A 22,700-nucleotide genomic window follows, 5' to 3' on the forward strand; every position below is an offset into this window, starting at 1 on the left:
ATGCAGGTCGTGGTGGCTACGACCTGGGGAGCTAGCCCGTGCGGCGGGTCAGCACCATCCGCGAGCGGGTGAACCCGGCCGCGAGCAGCCAGGCCAGCAACGGCAGTCCGAAGACCACGACGGCCAGGTACGCCCAGGGCACCACGAGCGGGTGCGTCCCCATGTCGATGCCACCGAACTGGTCGAGGCTGGGCCTGATGCCGAGGTTTTGGACCCGCTCCACAGCAGCCGCGGGCACGAATCCCGCCGCCGTACCGAGCAGGGCGCCCATCCCGGCAATGACGGCGCACTGGAAGCCCGAGAGCCTGCGCCGGATTCCGGGCGTCGCGCCCACCGCCGCCAGCGTCGCGAGGTCCCCCTGGGAGTCCGCCGCGGCGAGCCCTGTGGCGATCCCCGCGGCCGCGACCGCGACCACGGAGGCCGCGATGGCGAGCCCCAGCACGACCACGTCGCTGGACGTGCCCTGGTAGCCGCGCTCGACGGACATGTCACCGTGACCGCCGGTTCTGGCGATCGCGGCCGAGGCCCGCTGTTCCGCGGCCGAGGAGGGGGCCTGCGCGGGCAGCCAGACCGAGTCGGGCGAGCCGAGCGTCAGACCCGCCGCCTTGGCCGTCACCGAGGACAGCACCGCGCGGACCACCGGGACCTTCGACCGGACCACCACCGCCGGGAGGGTGACGGTACTGCTGGTGTCAGGTGCCACGGTCCCGTTCTGGCTCGCGGCGCCGTACCGGGTGAGCGTCAGCGTCACCTTCCCGTTCTTCACGAAGCGCGGGTCGAAGACCACGACCCGCCCCTGGGCGAGGGCCCGTCCCGCGGCGGGGTCGTCCACGCCGAGCAGGTTGTGCAGCACGGTCGTGTCCCCGGTGATCAGGTCGGTCAGCTCGTAGGACATCGGGACGCTCGGCCTGCACCGCGGATCGGCGGCGAGCAACCGTTTCGCCTCCTCGACCGTGATGCCGGCGCCCAGGTTCGAGGACGCGCCGGGCATGGCGGCGGGCGGGCACATGTTCTCCGCGGGCATGCTCAGCCTGGCCATGCCGCAGAAGCTGCCCTGCCGCGAGGTGCAGCTTCCGTAGGTGACCTCCTGCAGGTCCGCCCGCTGTCCCAGGCCGGGAATGGACTGCTCCACCGCCGAACGCAGCGCGCCGGCACGGTTCGCATCGGTGTCACCACCGAAGATGCGCAGGGTCACCGCCCCGCTCGGCGCGGACGCCGCGTACTGGGACCGCGCGGCGGCGTCGCTGCTGGTCTGGGACGTGAGCACCGCGACCGCGCCGGCGACCGCCGCCATGACCGCCGCGACCGCCGGTGCGGTGCGCCCGCGGTGGCGGGTCGCGTCGCGCAGCGCCAGCCGCGGGGCCAGCGGCAGGAACGGGCTGAGCCGGCCGAACAGGCCGACCAGGTAAGGAGTGCAGGCGACCACGCCGAGTTCCGCGACCATCGAGCCGACCATGACGACCCGCGACCGCGACCCGTCGACCGCTCCGAACAGCGCGAGGGAGGCGCCACCGAGCACCGCGGCCAGCCCGAGCAGGGTGAACCACCTCGCGGGCGGACGGGTGGTGCCGCGTCCGGTCAGCGCGGCGACCACGTTCTGCCGCGCCGCCTGGTACGCCGGTACCACCGCCGCCAGCAGTCCGGTCACGACGCCGATCGCCACGATCCCGAGCAGGTCACCGGGCGCCAGCGCGAAGTGCCCGAAGCGGGCGCCGGACTTCGCCTCCAACCAGGGCCGTCCGAGCGCCACGGCGAGACCGCCCAGCACCATGCCGACCACCGCGCCCAGGCCACCCAGGACGACCCCTCCGCCGAGGACCACCCGGCGGATGTGCGCGCGGCTGCCGCCGCCCGCCGCGATCAGGCCGAGCTGCCGCCGGGAGCGACGGGCGCCGACCGCGAAGGCCGGGCCGGCCAGTAGCACGATCTCCAGCAGGGCCATGCCGACCACGATGCCGAGGATCGTCGCCGACCTGCTGCCGATCACGCCGGAGGCGCTCAGCAGGATCGGGTTGTCGCGGTAGAGCGGCACGTCGCTCTTGGACGGCGGGTCGGCGAGAACCGCTCGGGAGGCCACCGTGAAGCCGTAGTCGTTGGCCCGTCGCACCTGGTCCCAGCTGAAGGCCGCGTGGTCGGGGAGTGACACCAGCCAGCCTGCGGCGCCGGGATCGCCAGGTCCCGCTGTCTGGCCGATCTGGCCGTCCTGGCCTCCCTGGCCGCCCTGCTTGCTCGCCGATGCCGCCAGCAGCCCGGCCAGTTCCCCCGGCCGGCCGACCAGGCGTTCCGCGCTCAGGTCACCGGGGAACTCGATGGCGGCGGTGATCCTCAACGGCCGGCCGGTGCCCACGAGCGTGGTGTCCTGGCCGACGTGGAGTCCGGCCACGGCAAGGAACGCGGTGGTCGCCGCGACCTCGTACGGCGCGCTCGGCCAGCCCCCCTGACGCAGCGTCACGAGCCCGTGCGCGGCGGGGTCCGTCAGATCCATCCCCTGGGGCTGCACCGGCTCCTGACCGTAGGCCGTGCTGGTGTCGACGTACTGGTTCGGGGTCTCGACGGGCAGCAGCCGGGCGCCGGGCGGAAGCGCCTGCCTGAGCAGCTGGTCCAGCGGCTCCTTGGCGCGGGCCACCTCCTGCGCGGTCGGCTTCGGCGCCGGGCCGCGCTGCGAGGGGACGTCGAAGCCGTCCTGCGGGTTCGGGGCCTGTTCCAGTCGCCAGCCGGGCTGCTCGGAGCGGACGTACGCGTCGGCCGCACCCATCAGGCGGGTCGCGCTCTCCTGCGGGGTCAACTGCGCGCTGCGGGCGGTGACGTCGGCGGCGGTGACGCCCAGGACGGGCAGCGCGATCATCGCGACGACCAGGGCGCTACGACCCTTGGCGCGCAGCGCGTCACGGCGGGCGATGCGCAGGGTGGCCCGCCAGGCGGAGGTACTCAGCACGCGTCGGCCGTCCCGTCGTTGCCCCGGGTCACGCCGCTGAGCAGGGCCTCGGCCCGCACCGGCGCCGACTCGTCCACGAGCCTGCCGTCGCGCAGGAAGACCACGCGGTCGGCCCAGGCGGCGTGGCGGGCCTCGTGGGTGACCATGACGGCGGCAGCCCCCGCGTCACAGCGGGCCCGCAGCACGGCGAGGACGGCCTCGCCGGTGGTGGAGTCGAGGGCCCCGGTGGGTTCGTCGGCGAGGACCAGCCGCCGTTCGCCGATGAGCGCCCGAGCGATGGCCACGCGCTGCTGCTGGCCGCCCGACATCTCGTCGGGGAAGCGGTCGGCGAGGTCGGCTATGCCGATCTCGGTCAGCGCGGCGAGGGCCTCGACCCGGGCCCTGCGCCCGGACAGCCCGTCCAACTCGCGCGGCAGCGAGACGTTCTCGGCCGCCGTCAGCGCGGGTACCAGGTTGAAGTCCTGGAACACATAACCGATCGCGCGACGGCGGACGGCGGCGAGGGCCTTGCCCGAGAGCGCCCCCAACTCCTGCCCCTCGACCAGGACCTGGCCCGAGCTCGCACTGTCGAGCCCGCCGGCGATGGTCAGCAGCGTCGACTTGCCCGAACCGCTGGGGCCCATCACCGCGACGAACTCGCCCGGCAGCACAGCCAGGTCGATCCTGCGCAGCGCGTGCACCTCGGCGGCGCCCTGGCCGTGCACCCGGGACACGTCCTGCAGCTGCAGGATCGCCTGCATCCCGCCTGTTTCCCACCCCTGTGCGCTCATTGCTCCCCTGTTCCTTTTCGTGCGGCGGTCCGTGCCACCGGCTTTCGACGCCCCGACGCCGCGGGCGGCGGCGCTGCGGCAACCCTCTCGGCAGCCCTCTCGGCAGCTCTCTCGACGTGGCGGACGAGCCGGGTCTCGCAGTGGTCCAGCCAGCGGATCTCGGCCTCAGCCTGGAAGATCAGCTGGTCCAGGACCAGCAGCCAGGCCAGGTCGCGATCCTCGGCCGCGGGTTCCTCCGCCGCCTGAAGGGCCTGCCCCTTGAGCCGGGTGTAGTCCTGAAGGGCCCGCATGGTGTGGACCCGCTGGTGCTGGACGACCGCGCCGACATCCACCCCCGGCACGGTCACGGCCATCGCCAGCTTGATGGCGAGCTCGTCGCGCGGCGGGTTGTCCCGGCGCACCGGGGTGCCGAACCAATTGCGCAGTTCCTCGCGTCCGGTACCGGTGATGGCGTAGAAGACATGGCCCTCGTCGTCCTCGCCGGAGGGCTGGACCAGGCCGTCGCGCTCCAGGCGGCCCAGCGTGGTGTACACCTGGCCGACGTTCAGCGGCCAGGTGGCGCCCGTGCGGGCCTCGAACTCGGTTCTGAGCTGGTAGCCGTAGCGCGGCCCCTGGTCGAGCAGCGCGAGCAGCCCGTGACGGATAGACATACCGAGTATGTATACCCGGTATGCATGCCGCCTTCAAGCACCTCCCCCCGCCCGGCGTGCCCGGCGGACGCTCTATGTTCGACAGGTGAGCCATCTCCGTATCGCGACCTTCAACCTGTTGCACGGGCAGCCACTGGGCCCTGACGGCAGCCCTCTCCCCCTCCCGGCGGACCCCGCTGCACCGCTGGCCGAGGCGGTCGCCGCACTCGACGCGGACGTCCTCGCCCTGCAGGAGGTCGACCGCTACCAGGAGCGATCCGGCCTGGTGGACCAGGCCGCCGCAGCCGCCAAGGCCCTGGGCGCCGGCGACTGGCGCTTCGCCGCCGCGCTGCACGGCCGCCCGGCACCGGGCGCGGGATGGATCCTCGACCCCGACGCACCCGGCCTGCAGACCTACGGACCCGACGAACTCGGCTACGACGCCGAACTGCCCTGCTACGGAACCGCCCTGATCACCCGGCTGCCCGTACACCACTGGCGGGCCCGGCGGTTTCCGCCCGCGCCGTTCGGGCTGCCGCTGCGGGTGGCGGGCCACCGCGGGCTCACTCCCGTGCCGGACGAGCCGAGGGCCGCGCTGGCCGCCGTGCTGGAGGGCGGCGAGGGCCCGTTCACGGTCGTGGCAGCGCATCTGTCGTTTGTGCCGGGCTGGAACATGGGCCAGCTCGCGGGCATCCGCCGCTGGATCGCCGACCTGCCCGCGCCGTACCTGCTGCTCGGGGACTTCAACCTGATCGGCCCGGTGCCGCGGACGGTTCTCGGCGGCGCCGCGCTCGTGGACGGGCTCGGGCCCGAGCGCTGGCGCGGAAGGCAGCACGGCCCGGAGGCGCGCGAGATCCGGCGGGCCCAACGCAGGCTGCGCGCACGCCGGGGCGTCCACCTGCGCACGCGCCCTGCGCCGCCGCTGCCGCGGCGGGCGCTGCTCCAGGGCTGGCGGGACCTGGCCCGGACGCCGACCTATCCCTCGCACCGCCCCTCGGTGCAGTTTGACCACGTGCTGGCGGTCGGCGTGCCGCGCAGCGCGGTCCTCAGCACCAGTGCCCCGGCGCTGGGCGTCTCGGACCACCGGCCACTGCTGGTGGAGGTGGACCTCTAGGACAGGCCTGTCCGGCCCTGGGAGCGCCGCTCCTAGCGGACCTCGTCGGCGGCGCTGCCACGCGGGCGGCCGATCGAGCCGAACACCCCGTCGGCAGCAGCCAGCGGAATGCTGGGGGCGTACTCGAGCAGCAGCATCGCGGCGTCGTCGCCGAGCTGGCGGCCGACATGGCGGCGGATGTCCTCGTGCAGGTGTTCCAGCAGGTCGGACGGATTGTCGCTGGTCGCGCAGTCCGGCAGGCGCTCGGTGAGGGGGTAGAAAGCGCCCCAGCGGTCGCGGGCCTCGATCACGCCGTCGGTGAAGAGCAGTAGCCGGTCACGGTCCTCCAGCAACAGTTCGAGAATCGGCGGATGGACCTCCTCGGGTTCGAGCACGCCCAGCGGCGGGACCGTCACGGCGGGGTCCAGCGCCCGTACCGGCGCCCCGGTGCGGAGCAGCAGCGGCGAGGGGTGGCCGCAGTTGACGATCTCGACGACGCGGTCGTTGCGCACGCTGACCAGGACCAGCGTGACGAACTCCTCCTCGGTGCCCTCGTGGTCGTTCTCGTGCAGGGCCCGGTGCAGGCTGTCGGCGAGCCAGGAGGCGACCCGGTCCAGCGCCGGCTCCTGGTGCGCCGCCTCGCGGAACGCGCCGAGGATCGCGGCGGCGGTCTCGACGGCGCCCAGCCCCTTGCCGCGCACGTCCCCGATCACCGCGCGGACGCCGTAGCGGGTCTGCACGACCTCGTAGAGGTCACCGCCGATGCGGGCGTGGGCGGCGGCGGCGGCGTAGTGGACCGCCGTCCGGACCGGGCCGATCCGATCCGGGATGGAACGCAGCAGCACCCGCTGGGCGACCTCGGAGACCAGCCGGGCATCGGCGAGGGCCTTCTCCTGCCGGTTGCGGAGCAGCACGCTGGTCGAGCCGATCACCGCGATCAGGACGATGGCGAAGACGCTGGCGCCGTGGACGGACTGGCCCAGGCTGTGGTCGGCGGCGGCGAGGACGAAGGCGGCCCCGACGGTGACCACGCCCACCCCGAGGGGGTACCAGGTGCGGTTGCTGACCACGGCGGCGAGGGCCGGCCCTGCGGTGAGGGCGGGCTCGAAGGTCACGTTGGGATTGCCGCTGGTGCGGTCGAGCATGATCACGAGCGCGATGCCTATGAAGGGCAGCACCAGTATGGTGCGGCTCCAACTGGTCAGGTGGCGGAACCTTCCGGCGACACTCAACGTCGTTTCTCCTGCGGGCGCTGTGCTGGGGGCCTGACGGCGGTGGGGTCGAAGGGGTGGCTCGAGGCGGGAGCCGAGCGAACCCTTGATCGGGCCTTGATCGGGCCCTGAGTGGGCCCCGAGCGGGCGTGGAGCGGGCGGGGAGCGGGCGTGAAAGCCAGAGCGGCCGAGCGCGACCGGCTTTGTTCTTTCGTTCGACTGAAGTTGACTGGTTAGTCACACCACATTAGGCACGAAATGGACATGCTGCACAGTCCTTTCACAAAGCTTCCGTGGCTTCGTCACCTATGAACGGCCCATTCGGAGTAATTCCGCTCATCAGATCTTCAAGCTCCCGCCGACCGGGCAGCGGCGTCGGCCGGACCACGCTGCCGCTGCGGACGTACAGGAATGCCGCGGAGACCTGCTCCGGCTCGACACCGGTCAGCTCGGCCCAGGCCAAGCGGTACACGGCGAGCTGAAGCGGGTCCGCGGTCTCCCGCTGGTTGGTCTTCCAGTCGACCACTTCGAAGGTGTCCGCCCCGGTCCGGTAGACCGCGTCGATCCGGCCACGCACCACCCGCCCCGCGAGCAGCAACTGGAACGGCGCCTCCACCCGAAACGGCGTCAGCGAGGCATAGGGGGTACGCAGAAAGGCCTCCTTGAGGCGGGCGAGATCCCGCTCGTCCTCGATCCCTTCGTCGTCGAATCCCGGCAGCGCGTCCTCTCCCAGCAGCATCAGCGGCTCGAATCGGGCCTCCACCCAGGCGTGGAAGCGGGTGCCGCGCCTGGCCGCGGGCTGCGGCGGCCGTGGCATCGGGCGGGCCAGCTCGCGGGCGAAGCCCTCCGGATCCTCGGCCATCCGCAGCAGTTGCGAGGCGGTCAGCGCGCCGGGCAGGGGCACGTCGCGTACGGTGCGGCGGCCCCGCAGCAGCTCGCCGGACAGCGCCTCCAGATCGCGGTCCCAGGAGGCGACCAGACGCTGCTCCTCCGGGGGGAGATCCTGCACTGGGTCCGGCGCCCCGCTCTCGTCCACCTCGCTCGCGTCGGCCTCACCCTCGGGCGGGTGCATGGACCGCAGCCCGGCCAGGACGCGCAGCCCGGCGTCCCTTCGGGCCGCCTGGGCGTCGGCGTCCAGCGGCAGCGGCCACGGGTGGTCGACGGTTCGGACGAGCGACGGGTTCTCCGCCCCCTCCTCCGGCGGCTCGGCCCATGCCTCGATTTCGCCGCCGACGCCGCGTTCGCAGTAGTCACGAAGTTCGTACAGGAACGGAGACGGCCCCCGAGGTTTCTTCTGGGTCGGCCCCCACCAGTGGCCGGAGGCGAGCAGCAGATTGCGGGGCCGGGTGAACGCGACGTAGCCGAGCCGCAGTTCCTCCGTCGCGGCGTGCTCCTTCATCTCGGCGGTGAACGCCTTCATTCCGGCGCTGGTCCACGGTGGCGTGCCGGGCAGGGTGGCTCCGTCGCCGCGCAGGTCGTGCGGCAGCGCCTCGGCGCGGCTGGTCCAGCGCTCGCGGCCCCTCTCGCCCGGGAACACGCCCTTGACCAGCCCGGGCACGGCGACGACGTCCCACTCCAGCCCCTTGGCCTTGTGCGCGGTGAGGACCTTCACGGTGTCGTCGCCGCCGGGGAGCGTGTTGTCGAGGCCGCGGTCGTACTCCTGGGCGGCGCGCAGGAACCCGAGGAAGGCGGCGAGCGAGGGGTCCCCGTCGAGGTCGGCGAAGCCCGCGGCGACGTCCAGGAATGCGTGCAGGGTCTCCTTGCGCCGGGCGGCGAGCGCGTGCGGCGAGGCGGAGAGCTCGACCTCCAGGCCGGTGACGGCGAGGACCCGGTGCAGGACGTCCATCAGCGGCTCGGCCAGCGCCCTGCGCAGCTCGCGGATCTCGGCGGCGAGCCGGGCGAAGCGGGCCCTCGCCTCGGCGGAGAAGGGCAGGTCGGGCCCGCCCGCGGAGTCCGGATGGAGAAAGGTCTCCAGGGCGTCGGCGAGCGAGACGACCTCGGTCGGGTCGGTGCCGGCGACCGCTCCGGCCAGCCGGTCCGCCTCGGCCGGGTCGCCGTGCACCCGGACCAGGTCGGCGGCCCGCCGGCCGAGCAGCGCCAGGTCGCGGGGGCCGATCCGCCAGCGCGGACCGACCAGCAGCCGGACCAGGGCCGCGTTCGCGGTCGGGTCCTGCAGGACCTCGCAGGTGGCGACGAGGTCCGCGACCTCGGGCAGGTGCAGCAGCCCGGACAGCCCGACGACCTCCACCGGCACGTCCCGGGCGACCAGCGCGGCGTGGATGTCGGGGAACAGCTCGCGTCCGGCCCGGCACAGCACGGCGATCCGGCCCGGCGGCGTCCCGGTGCGGACCAGGTGGGCGATCGAGTCGGCGAGCCAGCGGACCTCCTCGTCGTAGGTGTCGAGCAGGGCACAGCGCAGGAAGCCGTCGCGCTCGGCACCAGGGGCAGGGCGCAGCGCCTCGACGCCCTCGTGCATCTCGCGGAGCGGGGCAGCCAGCTCGTTGGCGAACTCCAGCAGCCGACCGCCGCTGCGGCGGTTCTCGCTGAGCGAGTAGCGGGCGGCGGGAGCGCCGTCGGCGGCCGGGAAGTGCTGCGGGAACTCGTCGAGGTTGGCGACGGACGCGCCGCGCCAGCCGTAGATGGCCTGGCAGGGGTCACCGACAGCGGTGACCGGATGGCCGCCCGGGTGGTGCTCGCTCGCCCCGAACAGACCTGCGAGCAGCAACCGCTGGGCGACGGAGGTGTCCTGGTACTCGTCCAGCAGCACGACCCGGAACTGCTCGCGCAGCAGCCGTCCGACCTCGGGGCTGCCCTGGGCGAGGCGGGCGCAGGCGGCGATCTGGTCGCCGAAGTCCATCAGTCCCGCCTCCTGCTTGCGGCGGCGGTAGCGCCGGACCAGGTCGGCGAGCTCCAGACGGGCGGCGGCGGCCTTGGGGACCTTGCGCAGATCCTCGTTGCCGAGCTTGGCGTCGGCGAGTTCGGCGAGCAGCGCGATGTCGTAGGCCTGGAGCTGTTCGGGCTCGACCAGATGCTCGGCGAGCTCTCCGTCCAGGGTCAGCAGCTCGGCGATGAGCGTGGAGAAGCCGCTGGTCAGCGCCGGATAGGGGCCGGGGGCCTGGCGCAGGACCCGGGCGGCGAGCTGGTACCGGGTGGCGTCGGCGAGCAGCCGGACGTCGGGCTCCAGGCCGATGCGCAGGCCGTGGTCCTTCAGCAGCCGCCCGGCGAAGGCGTGGTAGGTGGAGATCTCCGGTTCGCCCAGCACGTCGTCGGCGCCGGCCGGGCCCCCGGGCTCGGCCGCTTCACCGCCGACCACTCCGGCCTGGACCAGGGCCCGGCGCACCCGCTCGGCGAGCTCACCGGCCGCCTTGTTGGTGAAGGTCAGCCCCAGTACCTGCTCGGGACGGACCTGTCCGGTACCGACCAGCCACACCACACGCGCGGCCATGACCGTGGTCTTCCCCGAGCCCGCGCCGGCGACGATCACCGCGGGGGCCGGCGGCGCGACGATCGCGCGCGTCTGCTCCGCGGTGAAGGGGATGCCGAGGAGCTGCTTGAGCTGCTCGGGGCTGGTGATGGCTGGGAGCACCCTTGGAACGCTAGCGGTCGGGTCCGACAACCGGCGCCACAAGGGGTTACTCCACTCCTACTGCACCACCACTACTCCACGCACTACTCCACGCACTACTCCACGACCTGGCGACCCTCCGGGTGCCCGGAGCAGCTGCGGCGGAAGGAGCAGTTGGCGCAGGCAGGACCGACGCTCGGGGTAAAGCGTTCGTTGACGACACGGTCGGCCGCCTCCGCGAGCAGGTCCTCGATCCAGGCCGGGTCGTCCGCGAGGGAGGGCTGCGGCTGGACCTTCGGCCGGTCCTCCTTGCCCTTCCCGGCGGGCTGCCGCAACTGCACCAGTTCCGCGCCGCCGGCCTCGGGCGGTCCGTCGGCGAACGCCTCCACTCCGTCCAGCGCGCCCTCGCGGACGGCCAGCTGGTACACCCCGAGCTGCGGATGGGTCGGCAGCTCGGGTCCCGGGACGACGTGCTTCCCGGTCTTGAAGTCCACGACGAAGGCCGCACCGGTCGCGGTGTCGCGTTCGACCCGGTCCATGCTGCCGCGGATCCGGACCAGGTGACCGCCGACCTTCAGGTCCACCTCGAAGGGATGCTCGGTGGCCACCGGTACCCGCCCGCGTTCGCTCGCATGCCAGGTCAGGAAGCGCTCCAGGGCGGCCCGCGCCTCACCCTTCTCCTGCTCGGACTTCCACGGGGCGTCGAAGGCCAGCGCGTCCCAGACCGTGTCCAGGCGCTCCATCAGCACCCCGAGATCGGCCGGCGTCCGTCCCGAACCGACCTCCTCGGCCAGCACGTGCACCACGTTGCCGAAGCCCTGCGCGCCGCTGGACGCCTGCTCGGCGTGCACCTCACGGCCGAGGAACCACTGCAGCCCGCACGAGTTCACCTGCTCCAGCGCACTCCCCGACAGCCGCAGCGCCTCCTCCGGATCGCGCACCGGGACGGCGTTCTCGGTCGGGTCCGCCATCCCCCACCAGCGCTGCGGATGCGCCGCGGGGACCAGCGGCAGGCCGTCCTCGTCGGCGAGCGCCGCCAGCCGGGTCAGCCGCTCGGCCGCCGCCTCCCGCAGCTCGGGCGACGCGGCGGCGTCGACACTGGTGGCCCGCAGCTCGGCGACGAGCGCCGCGACCGCGAGCGGGCGGCGCGGGCGGTGGGTGACGTCCTCGACCCGGACGTCGGGGACGCGGCTGCCGTCGGGGCGCTCCCGGTACAGCTCCCGCAGGAAGCGCGAGGGCTCGTCGCCGTCCTCGGCGGGGGCCTTCACGGCGGTGACGATCAGCCGCTCCCTGGCCCGGGTCACCGCGACGTAGAACAGCCGGCGCTCCTCGCTCAGCAGCGCGCCGGGGCTGAGCGGCTCGGCGAGCCCGGTCCGGCCGATCCGGTCCGCTTCCAGCAGCGAGCCACGGCGCCGCAGGTCGGGCCACAGACCCTCCTGCACTCCGGCAACCACGACCAGCCGCCACTCCAGCCCCTTCGCCCGGTGGGCGGTGAGCAGGCGCACCGCGTCGGGTCGGACCGTGCGGCCGGAAAGGGTGTCCGCGGCGATGTCCTGCTGTTCGAGTTCGGCGAGGAAGTTGAGCGCGCCGCGCGGGCCCTTGACCCGCTCCTCGGCGCGGGTGGCGGTCTCGAACAGGGCGCAGATCGCGTCCAGGTCGCGGTCCGCGTTGCGGCCCCCCGTCCCGGGACGCGACGCGGCGGACTCCAGGCGGCGGCGCCAGCGTTCGGAGCCGTCCCACAGCGCCCACAGCGCCTCCTCGGCCGTCGCGCCGCCGGCCAGCATCTCCCGCACCTTGCGCAGCAGCTGGCCGAGGTGCAGGGCGCGTCCCGCGAAGGAACGGTCCAGGGTGACCAGGCGCTCGGGCTCGGCCAGGGCCTCGCGGACCAGCACATCGGCGGGGCGGACGACGCGGGGCGCCTCCCCCGGGCGGACCGCCGCGCGCTCCTCCTCGCGCAGCGCCCGTCCGAGCCGGCGCAGGTCCGCGCCGTCGAGCCCGCCCAACGGGCCGGTGAGCAGGGTGTGCGCGATCTCCGTGGTGAGCGGGTCCTCGCCGTACGGCTCGGCCGACTCCGCCTCGGCTCGATCGCCCGCGGCGGCGCTGGTGCGGCGGCGGTCGCGTACCGCGCCGACCGCGCACACCCGCAGCGCGCCGAGCAGCGGGGCGACCGCGGGTTCCGCGTGCAGCGGCAGGTCGTCGCCGTCGATCTCCAGCGGCACCCCGGCGGAACTGAGCGCCCGTCGGAACCCGGGGATGGAGCGGCCACCGGCACGGACCAGCACCGCCATGTCACTCCACGGGACGCCCTCCTCGAGGTGGGCCCGGCGCAGCAGATCGGCGATGTTGTCGATCTCCGAGCCCGGCGTCGGATACGTGTAGACCTCCACGGCGCCGCCCTCGCGCGCCGGGATCAGCCGCCGGTGCTGCTCCAGCGCCGCCGCGGGGAGCCGTCCCATCGGCATTCGCTCGGTCAGCGTGCGGGTGGCCGCGAGCAGGGTCGCCCCGGACCGGCGCGACACCCGGAGCACTCTGATCGCGGCGGGGCTGCCGTCCGCCTGCGGGAAGTCCTTCGGGAAGTCGAGGATGCCGTTGATGTCGGCACCGCGGAACGCGTAGATCGACTGGTCCGGGTCGCCGACCGCGACCAGCTCCCGCCCGCCTCCCGCCAGCGCGTGCAGCAGCCTGACCTGGGCGGGGTCGGTGTCCTGGTATTCGTCGACGAAGACCACCCGGTACTGGCGGCGCAGCTGCTCGCTGACCTCGGGCCGCTCGGCGAGCAGCACGGCGCGGTGCACCAGCTCGGAGTAGTCCAGCACGCCCTGGGCGTCGAGGACGTCCAGGTACTGGGCCAGGAAGTCGGCGGCGGCCTGCCAGTCGGGGCGGCCGACCTCGGCGGCGAAGCGGCGGAGCGCATCCTCGCCGAGGCCCAGCTCGCGCGCGCGGGCGATCACCGAGCGCACCTCGTCGGCGAAGCCGCGGGTGGTCAGGCAGGCGCGCAGCTCGTCCGGCCAGCGGATGCCCCAGCCCGGGTCGCTGCCGGAGCCGGCGCCCGAGCCGGCGCGGGTGTCCTCGGCGCCGCCGGCCAGCAGGTCGCGGACCATCACGTCCTGCTCGGGGCCCGACAGCAGGCGGATGGGCTCGGAGAAGAGGTCGGCGTCCTGGTGCGCGCGGACCAGGGCGTAGCAGAACGAATGGAAGGTGGTGGCCTGCGGCGTGCCCCGTCCGGTGGTCGTACCGATCCGCGCGGTCATCCGGTCCCGCAGCTCCACCGCCGCTTTGCGGCTGAAGGTCAGCACCAGGATCTCCTCGGGGGCCACCCCCTCGCCGATCCTGCGGGTCACTGCCTCGACCAGAGTGGTGGTCTTGCCCGTGCCAGGACCCGCGAGCACCAGCAGCGGGCCGCCTCGGTGGTCGACGACGGCCTGCTGGTAGGCGTCGAGGACAGGGGGCTCGGGTGCCGCGAGCGGGTCGCGCACCAGGCGGTACGCGCCCCCGCGAAGGGTGGTGGCGGGCTGGGAGGTCATGGGCATGGTCCAGGGGAAGTGCATGGCGGGGTACTGCGGACTCACGAGGGACTGCGGACTCACGAGGGGCTGGGTGCTGCGCAGGTGCGGTGCCGGGTGGGAAACGCCTCGATCGGAAGGTGTGGGCGAGCGAGCGCAGGACGCCTCAGGCGTCCCGCGCTGTCGCGAGCCTACGATCCTCCACCGTCAATCACCCTGCTGTCCCGGGTTCCCCTGAATCCCGGGGAGATGTCACACCCCCGTGCTACCGCCCGTCCCAGCGGGCCCGGGCCAGGTCCACCCGCGGCAGGTCCTCGGCCGCCGCCGAGCCCCGTGCCGGGCCCCGGCCTCGCACGCTCCGCAGCGGCGTCCCCTCCGCCCGGTACTGCTCGAGCGCCCGCAGCTCATGACCCGGCAACAGCGCGCCGTCCGCGCGCACCACCCGCCACCAGGGCACCGCGCCGCCGTACAACGCCATCACCCGGCCAACCTGGCGCGGGCCCCCCTCGCCGAGGAACTCCGCGACGTCGCCGTAGGTCATCACCAGCCCGGCCGGGATTCGCTCGGTCAGGTCGAGCACCCGCTCCGCGAAGGGCGGCAGCGCGTCCGACTCCTCGTCCATACTCACGCGCCGCATTCTGTCGCATCGCACCGACACGTCCGGGTGGTGCTGGCCCGGAACCTCCTCGCTCACCCGGGCGGAGGAATGTAGCATCCGCCGGGGGTCCGCTCCGCCGGCACCTCGCCCCGACGCTCACCCCGCACCCATGCCACCCTTGAAGGGTCGGTGACAGGCGACCAGAAGGCATACACAAGATGACCGGACCAAGCGCGAGCGCCGACCAGGCCGCGGACGCGTCCGGAGTCATGCCCGAGGACAGCCTGAGCCTGACGGACGACGAGAGCGACGAGAGAGCCGGCGGCGACATCGTCCCGGAGCAGGTGGAGCAGATCGAGCCGCCCGCGCAGATCGCGCCGCCCGCGCAGGCCGGACCGCGCGCGCCGGCCGAGCCGGTCGACCTGGTCAAGCCCGCCGCGTGCGACCTCCCCGCCGAGACCCGCGCGAGTTCCCACGTCTCCGTGGACGAGCCCCTGCTCGCCGCCCGGGTCCACCGGCCCGCGGACCTGATCCGCTTCCTGCTCGGCGTGCTCGGCATCGCCACCGTCTTCGTCCTCGCCAGCGTCGCCCAGTCCACCACCACCGGGCTGCAGACCGACATCTCCAACGGGGTCACCAAGGTCCCCAGCCTGCTGACCACCATCACCGGCGTCGTCTCCACCGCCGCAGTACTCATCGTGCCGCTCGCCTTCGCCGTGGAACGGCTGATCAAACGGGACGGCCTGCGGGTGGCGGACGGCGTGCTCGCGGCAGTGCTCGCCCACGGCATCTCCCTCGCCGTCGACCTCTGGGTCGTCAAGGCCGCACCCCTGTCCATCACCCAGGCGCTGACCCAGCAGGTCCAGGGGACGACCACGCTCACCGACCCGGTGCATGGCTACCTCACCCCGGTCATCGCCTATATGACCGCCGTCGGCATGGCGAGCCGGCCGCGCTGGCGGGTGGCCCTGTGGGCGGTGGTCCTGCTCGACGGCCTCTCGGAACTCATCGGCGGCAACACCACGCCGCTGTCCATTGCAGTAACCATCCTGCTGGGTCTGACCGTCGCGTACGGCACCCTCTACGCGGTGGGCACGCCGAACGTCCGACCCACCGGCGAGCACCTGCTCGCCGGACTGCGCAAGGTCGGCTTCGCCCCGGTCAGCGCCCACCGCTCCCCCGACGGTCCCGAGGGCACCCGCCGCTACCTGGTCATCCAGGAGGCGGCCTCGCCCCTGGACGTCCACGTCATCGACCGGGAGCAGCAGGCGTCCGGCTTCTTCTACCGGCTCTGGCGCCGACTGCAACTGCGTACCGTCGCCGTACGCTCCAGCCCCCAGTCGCTGCGCCAGGCGCTGGAGCAGGAAGCCCTGATCGCCTACGCCGCCAACGCCGCGGGCGCGCACTCCCCCCGGCTGATCGCGACCTCCGAACTGGGCCCCGATGCGGTGATCCTGGTCTACGAGCGGATCGAGGGCCGCTCGCTGGACAGCACCGACGAGGACGAGATCACCGACAAGGTCCTCGCCGACGCCTGGACCTCGGTGAAGTCCCTGCACGACCGGCGGATCGCCCACCGCCGGCTGACCGGCGAGTCCCTGCTGGTCACCCAGGACGGTGGCGTCTGCCTGACGAACCTGGCCGGCGGCGACATCGCCGCCGGCGATCTCACCCTGCGCATGGACCTGGCGCAGCTGCTCACCACCCTGGCCCTGCGGGTCGGCCCCGAGCGCGCCGTGACCTCCGCCAACGCCGTCCTCGGCTCGTACCGGACGGCAGCCGCGCTGCCGCTGCTGCAGCCGGTCGGACTGAGCCGCTCCACCCGCATAGCGCTGAAGCACTTCAACCGCTCCCGCAAGGCCGAGGTGGCGGCCATCCACGCGGAGCAGATCAAGGCCGGCGTCAAGATCGAGGACGCCCTGACGGCGACCCCCGAACCGGCCGATTTCCTGTCGCAGATCCGCGAGCAGATCCTCGAGGTCGTGCCGCAGGCCCCGGTGGAACCGGCAAGGCTGCAGCGGCTCAAGCCGAAGACGCTGATCACCGTGATCGCCGGGGCCTTCGCCGCCTACCTGCTGCTGGGACAGATCGCCGCCAACAACCCGGTCACCGCGCTCTCCCACGCGAAGTGGAGCTGGTTGCTGGCCGCCCTGGCGGCCTCGGTGATCAGTTACGTCGGCGCGGCGATGAGCCTGGCCGGCTTCGTCCCCGAGCAGTTGCCCTTCGGACGTACCCTCCTGGCCCAGGTGGCCGGGTCCTTCGTCAAGCTGGTCGCCCCCGCCGCGGTCGGGGGTGTGGCGCTGAACGCGCGCTTCCTCCAGCGAGCGGGCATCAGGCCGGGCCAGGCGGTGGCCAGCGTGGGAGCCTCGCAGCTGGTCGGCCTCGGCATGCACATCCTGCTGCTGCTCGGGTTCGGCTTCGTGGCCGGGACCGCGAAGAGCTCCGACATCCCCTCCTCCCGCACGGTGATCGCCGGGCTGCTGGTGGCGGCGGTACTGGTGCTGGTCGCGGCCGCGATCCCACCACTGCGCCGCTGGCTGACCGCACAGGTGCGCTCGCTGTTCCTGGGGGTCATCCCGCGGATGCTGGACCTGTTGCGCTCACCCACCAAGCTGGCCACCGGATTCGGCGGGATCATCCTGGTCTCGCTGGCCTTCGTCGCCTGCCTGGACGCCAGCATCCACGCCTTCGGCGGGTCGCTGCCCTTCGCCACCATCGCGGTGGTCTACCTCGCCGGCAACGCCGCCGGATCCGCCATCCCGGTGCCTGGGGGGATCGGCCCGATCGAGCTCGCCCTGACCGGTCTGCTCACCGGAGCCGGGCTGCCGCTGGCCGTGGCCACCCCCGCTGTGCTGGTGTTCCGCGTGATGACCTTCTGGCTGCCGGTGCTGCCCGGCTGGATCTCCTTCACCTACCTGCAGCGCAAGAACGCCCTCTGAGAACGGCCTCCGAACTCCGAAGAACTCCGAAGGACGTGCCGGCCGAACGACCGCGCCCTCCCGTACCGGCGTCGGTACGGGAGGGCGCGACTTCTGTCCTTGCACGGCACCGTGCTGCACGGAACCTTGCTGCACGGATCCTTGCGCGGAGCGTCTAGTACACCGGCTTCTGCGGCTCGATCTGGTTGACCCAGCCGATGACGCCGCCACCGACGTGCACCGCGTCGGCGAAGCCCGCCGAGTGGAGCACGGCCAGCACCTCGGCCGAGCGGACGCCGGTCTTGCAGTGCAGCACGATCTTCTTGTCCTGCGGCATCCGCTCCAGGGCGTTGCCCATCAGGAAGTCGCCCTTGGGGATCAGCGTGGCGCCGGGGATGTTGACGATCTCGTACTCGCCGGGCTCGCGGACGTCGATCAGGAAGATGTCCTCGCCGTCGTCCTGCCACTCCTTGAGCTGCTTGGGCGTGATGGTCGAACCGATCGCCGCCGCCTGCGCCTCCTCGCTGACGACTCCGCAGAAGGCGTCGTAGTCGATGAGGTCGGTGACCGTCGGGTTCTCGCCGCAGAGCGCGCAGTCCGGATCCTTGCGGACCTTGACCTGGCGGTACTGCATCTCCAGCGCGTCGTAGATCATCAGTCGGCCGACCAGCGGCTCGCCGATGCCGGCCAGCAGCTTGATGGCCTCGGTGACCTGGATCGAGCCGATGGACGCGCACAGCACTCCGAGCACGCCGCCCTCGGCGCAGGAGGGGACCATGCCGGGCGGCGGAGCCTCCGGGTACAGGCAGCGGTAGCAGGGGCCGTGTTCGGCCCAGAACACGCTGGCCTGGCCGTCGAAGCGGTAGATCGAGCCCCACACGTAGGGCTTGCCCAGCAGCACCGCCGCGTCGTTCACCAGGTAGCGGGTGGCGAAGTTGTCGGTGCCGTCGACGATCAGGTCGTACTGCGCGAAGATCTCCTTGACGTTGTCCACGTCGAGGCGCGTCTCGTGCAGGATGACGTTGACGTAAGGGTTGATCTCCTTGACCGAGTCGCGGGCGGACTCGGCCTTGGACCGGCCGATGTCGGCCTGGCCGTGGATGATCTGGCGCTGGAGGTTGGACTCGTCGACGGTGTCGAACTCGACGATGCCGAGCGTGCCGACGCCCGCCGCGGCGAGGTACATCAACGCGGGCGAGCCCAGGCCGCCTGCGCCCACACAGAGCACCTTGGCGTTCTTCAACCGCTTCTGCCCGTCCATCCCGACATCCGGGATGATCAGGTGGCGGGAGTACCTGCGGACCTCGTCCACGGTGAGCTCAGCGGCCGGCTCGACCAGGGGTGGCAGCGACACGGGGTGACTCCGGTGGTCGTCAGTACGGGTTTCTCACGCCAACAGTGCCACGCCGTGCGCTATTCCAGGGCCCCTCGTCCGAGGTGCGAGACAGTCGCTGAGACGGACATCCGCCGCGAACCAGGTCGCTCACGGCCCGCTCAGACCCGGCAGGCGGTCTCCATCCAGATGTCCGCGAGCGACTCCTCCAGCGGGACCCGGGGGCGCCAGCCGAGGCGCTCCCTGGCCGTGCGGATGTCGGCCTGGCGCCAGAGCACCTCGCCGGGGCGGTCGGCGCCGTCCGCGCCGGGGATCGGACTGCGGCTCTCCTCCATCAGCCGCCCCTCGAACCCGGAGGCCCGGACCAGCAGGTGCGCCGCGTCGCGCATGCGAACGCCACTGCCGCCACCGATGTTGATCACACCGGTGGCAGCCGAGACCGCCGCGGCCTGAACCGCGCGGGCCACGTCGCGGACGTCCACGAAGTCGCGGAAGGCGGACAGGTCCGCGGCGCGGACCTGCGGCTCGCCGCGCTCCAGCGCGCGCCGCAGTCCCTCGGACAGTCGGCCGAACAACGAACCGGCCGGCACTCCGGGACCCACCGCGTCGAAGATCCGCAGCACCACCGCGTCCAGCCCGGACGACAGCGCCAGTTCCGTCCCCGCCAGCTTGGTCACGCCGTACGGCCCCAGCGGGCGCGGCTCGGAGGTCTCGGCGGTGGCGGTTCCGATCGGCACCGGGCCGTACTCGGCGGCGGACCCCACGTGGACCAGTCTCGCCGGGTCGTGGCTGCGCCGGATCGCCTCGCAGACCGTGGCGACCGCCTGGGTGTTGGCCCGCACCAGGTCCCGCGGCGTGCCGTAGGTCGCCCCCGCGCAGTTCACCACCACGCGGGGCATCACCGCGTCCAGGAACCTGGCCAGCGCGCCGGGGCTGCCGGCGGCGAGGTCGAAGCGGATGTCGGCGGTGTCCCGGCGGCCCAGCACGGTCACCTGCAACTCCGGGTCGGCGAAGAGTCGGTCGGCGACGCGGCGGCCGATGAATCCATCGGCGCCCAGCAGCAGCACCCTCATGAGCGCGGTCCTTCCTTGAGCGAGGCCCGAGCGGGCCCGCGATGTGCAGAGGTGGGAGTCGGTTAGGGGCGAGTCCGGGCAGGACTCAGTCGACCTCGTCGGCGGGTGCCGCCCGGTGGGACTCGGGACGTAGCAGCACGACCCAGGCGTACGGGAGCAGCAGCGCCGCCGTCACGCCGAAGCCCCAGAGCGCAGCGGTGGTGAACGCCGGTATCGCCGGGCTCCGCACACCCGCCGCGAACTGCCAGGGCGGTGCCGCGCGGACGGCGGCCGCCGCCACTCCCACCGCCGCGAGACCGGCCAACAGCCCGGCCATGGCTGCCTGGTGACGTCCGCAGTGCCAGAGCAGCAGCACCAGCAGCAGGACGACGCCGGTGCACTCCTGTGCGGCCCAGACCGAGCCGTCCGCTCCGACGACGACTGCGGCGACGCCGCCGGCAGCGGCCCGTCGGCGATCCAGCGCCAGCGCGGCGAAGGTCAGCGCCGACAGTGCGGTCAGGAACAGGGCGACCGTCACCGGAAGCACCGGACGCATCCGAGCTTGGAACTCGGCCCGCGAGCGCGCGGCACCCAGGTGACCCCAGCCGATGTGCCGAAACCAGCGCGCGCACCAGTCGGCGGCGCCCAGCCCGCAGGCCAGTGCGGCGGCCACCGGCAGGCCGGCCCCGCCGCTGACGCCGACGCCGAGCAGCCCCGCCATCCCCAGGGCGTAGCCGAATCTGGCGAGGAAGGGATGGCCGCGGCCCGAGGTCGCCGCCGCGGCCAGGGCCAGCAGTCCGACGACGGTGAGGCTCACCCCGAGGCCGCGTTCCGCTCCCCCGGTCCGGCGTGCCAGCAACAGGGCTGCGCAGGGCATCAGGCAGAGCAGGGCCGCGAGCAGTGACGGCACAGCGCGTCGCCGCCACGGACTGTCCGGCGGCGGCACGCGGTGCGCCGCCGGACGGCGCGGCACCCGAGCGAAGAGCTCTTCGGCCAGGGAGAACACGTCCGCATGCCGGTACCGGCCCGCGGTGCCCGGCCCGATTCCGGCCCGCTCCAGTTCGGCGGCGATCTCCAGCGGGTGGACCGCTGTCTCGCACAGTGGAAGATGGCGTTCCAACAGGTCATGGACGGGATCGGCCGAGGACGTGCCGCCCCGGGGCTGCGCTCCGCCGCGACGTTCGCTCATCCGGCACCTGCCTCCTCGGAAGCCGCTCCGGCAGCGCCCACGGCCACCGGGCGCGGGGCGGCCGGGCGGGGCGGCATCCGGTCCGCCGTGGTGGGCTGCCCGCCCGTGCGGGATTCGGCGGCGACCCAGGCCTCCGCCGTACGGCTGAAGGGTCTGCAGGCGACCCGTAGGCCGGACTCGGCCGCCCGCTGTCCGGGCCAGTGCGATACCAGCTCCAGGTACAGCTCGCGGAAAGCGGCGGCGGCGGGCTCCACCGCGTAGAGCTCCTGGGCCCGCAGTCGGCCGGCGTTGCCGAGGCGGAGCCGCCGTTCCTGGTCCGCCAACAGCGCCGAGCACGCCGTCGCCAGAGCCCGCGGGTCGTCCGCCGGCACCAGCAGTCCGGCCGGGCCGACCACCTCCCGCGCCGCGCCGACGTCCGTCGCGACGACCGGGCGGCCGCTCAGCATCGCCTCGGCGAGCAGCGTCGGCGGAGGTCCCTCGGTGCCGCTGAAGACGACGACGGTGCCGCCCTCGTGGACTGTGCGCAGCCGGGCCGGGCGGCCTTCGAAGCACACGGCCGCCGGCGCCCCCGGCTCGGCCGGGAACAACTCGCGGGCGAGCCGCCGGCAGTGGTCCTGGTACTCCTCGGCCGGCCCGGTCCGGTCCACGGCGGAGGTCTCGCCGTGGACCCGCAGCCGCACCTCCGCGTGCTCGGGCTCGGCCCGCAGTTCGGCGAAGGCGCGCAGCATGGTGTCCAGGCCGCCGTGCGGCTCCATCGGCCCCGACCAGGCGAGCGCCGGGATCTCGGGCTCCGCGCCGACCGGGGGGTGGTCCGCGTTCTCGGTCCCCTCGTAGACCACCCTGATGGCGGCCGGATCCGCACCACAGTGGATCTGCCAGCGCTGGTCGTAGGAGCTCCCCGGGGTGATCAGCCCGGCCTGCTGGTAACCCTCGCGGGCGAGCAGGCGGAAGAAGGTGAGCAGCAGCGCCCGCACGGGTCGGCGGTAGGGCGCGCTGCGATAGCCGCGGGCGCGTTCGCGCAGGTGGAGGCTGTGCTCGGTGATGATCAGCGGTATCCCGTAGAAGTGCTTGGCCAGCAGTCCCGGCAGCACCGCCAGCCCGCCGTCCACGGCGTGGCAGAGGTCCACCGCAGCCAGCCCGCCCGACCGCCCGCCGGACCGACCGCCCGCCGGTCCACCCGCCGACGGCGCGCCCTGGGCCCACGGCCACCGGAGTCGGCGGGGATACCCGTCCGCGGGCTCGTACCAGGACGCGGACAGCGGGCGCAGGCACCGCTCCAGCAGGTCCGCCGCGACCAGGGCGTCCCGGACCAGGGGCTCCGCGGCCGAGCCCGAGCCGCGGGCCGCGACCGCCCCCGGTTCCTGCCAGGCAGCCTCGAGCAGGCGCAAGGCGGCCCCCGAGCGCAGCAGCGCGGGCAGGCCGCCGCCACGACCGGCCTCCGCCAGGGCGTAGAGCGCGGGCCCGAACTCCGCCGCCGCCCCGGGCTCCACCAGCGAGCGGACCAATGCCTGATAGGCCGTCAGCGCACGCCGCCGACCCCGTCCCTGCAGCATCCCGGCGGACGGGGCGCCGTGCCGGAGCGCGAACAACCGGTCCGGGAGCGGCTCGGGGAGGGGATCGCGCCGGGTGGCCCCCAGCGCGTACATCTCGAACTCGTGCTCCGGAAGTCCTCGGGTCAGCCGGTCGCACCAGCCGCCTTCGGCACTCTTCGCACGAGGGAAGGCACTCTCGGTGAGCAGGGCGATGCGCATGGAGACCTCCAGGAGCCGTAGTTGGGTGGACCGCGTGACCGGGCGGGTGATCCGAACCGTCAACGGGGGCGGATAGCAGGCGAAAGGCGGACGACTGGTCCTGAGGACCGGAGGCCGGGTACGGCCGGGGCGATCCCCCGGCACCCGATCCCG

Annotated in this window: 13 protein-coding genes; 2 read left to right on the forward strand and 11 right to left on the reverse strand. The window is 73.4% G+C overall.

The annotated features are described in order from the left end of the window. Positions 1–31: 31 nt before the first annotated feature. From ABIA33_RS06165 to ABIA33_RS06175, 3 genes are read right to left on the reverse strand one after another with little or no spacing between them, the layout of a single operon-like run. A complete protein-coding gene (locus tag ABIA33_RS06165; RefSeq protein WP_370077930.1) occupies positions 32–2,935 on the reverse strand; it encodes an FtsX-like permease family protein in 2,904 nt (967 codons plus the stop codon). Continuing rightward, entirely contained in the window at positions 2,929–3,705 is a 777-nt protein-coding gene (locus tag ABIA33_RS06170; protein ID WP_370077932.1) for an ABC transporter ATP-binding protein, read from the reverse strand. The genes ABIA33_RS06165 and ABIA33_RS06170 overlap by 7 nt, the downstream gene beginning before the upstream one ends. Continuing rightward, positions 3,702–4,355, reverse strand: a complete 654-nt coding sequence (locus ABIA33_RS06175) for a PadR family transcriptional regulator (protein WP_370077934.1) — start codon at positions 4,353–4,355, stop codon at positions 3,702–3,704. The genes ABIA33_RS06170 and ABIA33_RS06175 overlap by 4 nt, the downstream gene beginning before the upstream one ends. Before the next feature lie 85 nt (positions 4,356–4,440). On the opposite strand from ABIA33_RS06175, the gene ABIA33_RS06180 reads away from it, so the two are divergent. Then, positions 4,441–5,448 (forward strand): endonuclease/exonuclease/phosphatase family protein, encoded by a 1,008-nt coding sequence (locus tag ABIA33_RS06180; RefSeq protein ID WP_370077936.1) that lies wholly within the window; start codon positions 4,441–4,443, stop codon positions 5,446–5,448. 32 nt (positions 5,449–5,480) lie between these two features. Here ABIA33_RS06180 and ABIA33_RS06185 read toward each other — a convergent pair whose 3' ends face one another. The 4 genes from ABIA33_RS06185 to ABIA33_RS06200 form a co-directional block, all read right to left on the reverse strand. Continuing rightward, complete coding sequence (locus ABIA33_RS06185) at positions 5,481–6,659, reverse strand: PP2C family protein-serine/threonine phosphatase (protein ID WP_370077938.1); 1,179 nt, start codon at positions 6,657–6,659, stop codon at positions 5,481–5,483. Positions 6,660–6,918: 259 nt separating this feature from the next. Next, positions 6,919–10,224 (reverse strand): UvrD-helicase domain-containing protein, encoded by a 3,306-nt coding sequence (locus ABIA33_RS06190; protein WP_370077940.1) that lies wholly within the window; start codon positions 10,222–10,224, stop codon positions 6,919–6,921. Positions 10,225–10,319: 95 nt separating this feature from the next. Next, positions 10,320–13,751 (reverse strand): ATP-dependent helicase, encoded by a 3,432-nt coding sequence (locus ABIA33_RS06195; RefSeq protein WP_370078391.1) that lies wholly within the window; start codon positions 13,749–13,751, stop codon positions 10,320–10,322. A gap of 220 nt (positions 13,752–13,971) precedes the next feature. Continuing rightward, complete coding sequence (locus ABIA33_RS06200; protein ID WP_370077942.1) at positions 13,972–14,343, reverse strand: MGMT family protein; 372 nt, start codon at positions 14,341–14,343, stop codon at positions 13,972–13,974. 179 nt (positions 14,344–14,522) lie between these two features. Here ABIA33_RS06200 and ABIA33_RS06205 point away from each other — a divergent pair, with 179 nt between their 5' ends. Then, the gene (locus ABIA33_RS06205; RefSeq protein ID WP_370077944.1) at positions 14,523–17,243 is read left to right on the forward strand and encodes a flippase-like domain-containing protein; all 2,721 of its coding nucleotides are present in this window, start codon (positions 14,523–14,525) and stop codon (positions 17,241–17,243) included. Positions 17,244–17,397: 154 nt separating this feature from the next. Here ABIA33_RS06205 and moeZ read toward each other — a convergent pair whose 3' ends face one another. The 4 genes from moeZ to ABIA33_RS06225 form a co-directional block, all read right to left on the reverse strand. Beyond that, positions 17,398–18,576: an adenylyltransferase/sulfurtransferase MoeZ gene (moeZ, locus tag ABIA33_RS06210; protein WP_370077946.1), complete on the reverse strand. Its 1,179-nt coding sequence runs from the start codon at positions 18,574–18,576 to the stop codon at positions 17,398–17,400. A 140-nt stretch (positions 18,577–18,716) separates the two neighbouring features. Next, positions 18,717–19,628 carry an NAD-dependent epimerase/dehydratase family protein gene (locus ABIA33_RS06215; RefSeq protein WP_370077948.1) on the reverse strand — a complete coding sequence of 304 codons (912 nt, stop codon included), beginning with the start codon at positions 19,626–19,628 and terminating at the stop codon, positions 18,717–18,719. A gap of 85 nt (positions 19,629–19,713) precedes the next feature. Beyond that, positions 19,714–20,796, reverse strand: a complete 1,083-nt coding sequence (locus ABIA33_RS06220; protein ID WP_370077950.1) for a hypothetical protein — start codon at positions 20,794–20,796, stop codon at positions 19,714–19,716. After that, the gene (locus ABIA33_RS06225; protein WP_370077952.1) at positions 20,793–22,610 is read right to left on the reverse strand and encodes a DUF3492 domain-containing protein; all 1,818 of its coding nucleotides are present in this window, start codon (positions 22,608–22,610) and stop codon (positions 20,793–20,795) included. The genes ABIA33_RS06220 and ABIA33_RS06225 overlap by 4 nt, the downstream gene beginning before the upstream one ends. Between the last annotated feature and the right edge of the window lie 90 nt (positions 22,611–22,700).

Source organism: Streptacidiphilus sp. MAP12-16, from assembly GCF_041262165.1.
Classification (GTDB): domain Bacteria; phylum Actinomycetota; class Actinomycetes; order Streptomycetales; family Streptomycetaceae; genus Streptacidiphilus.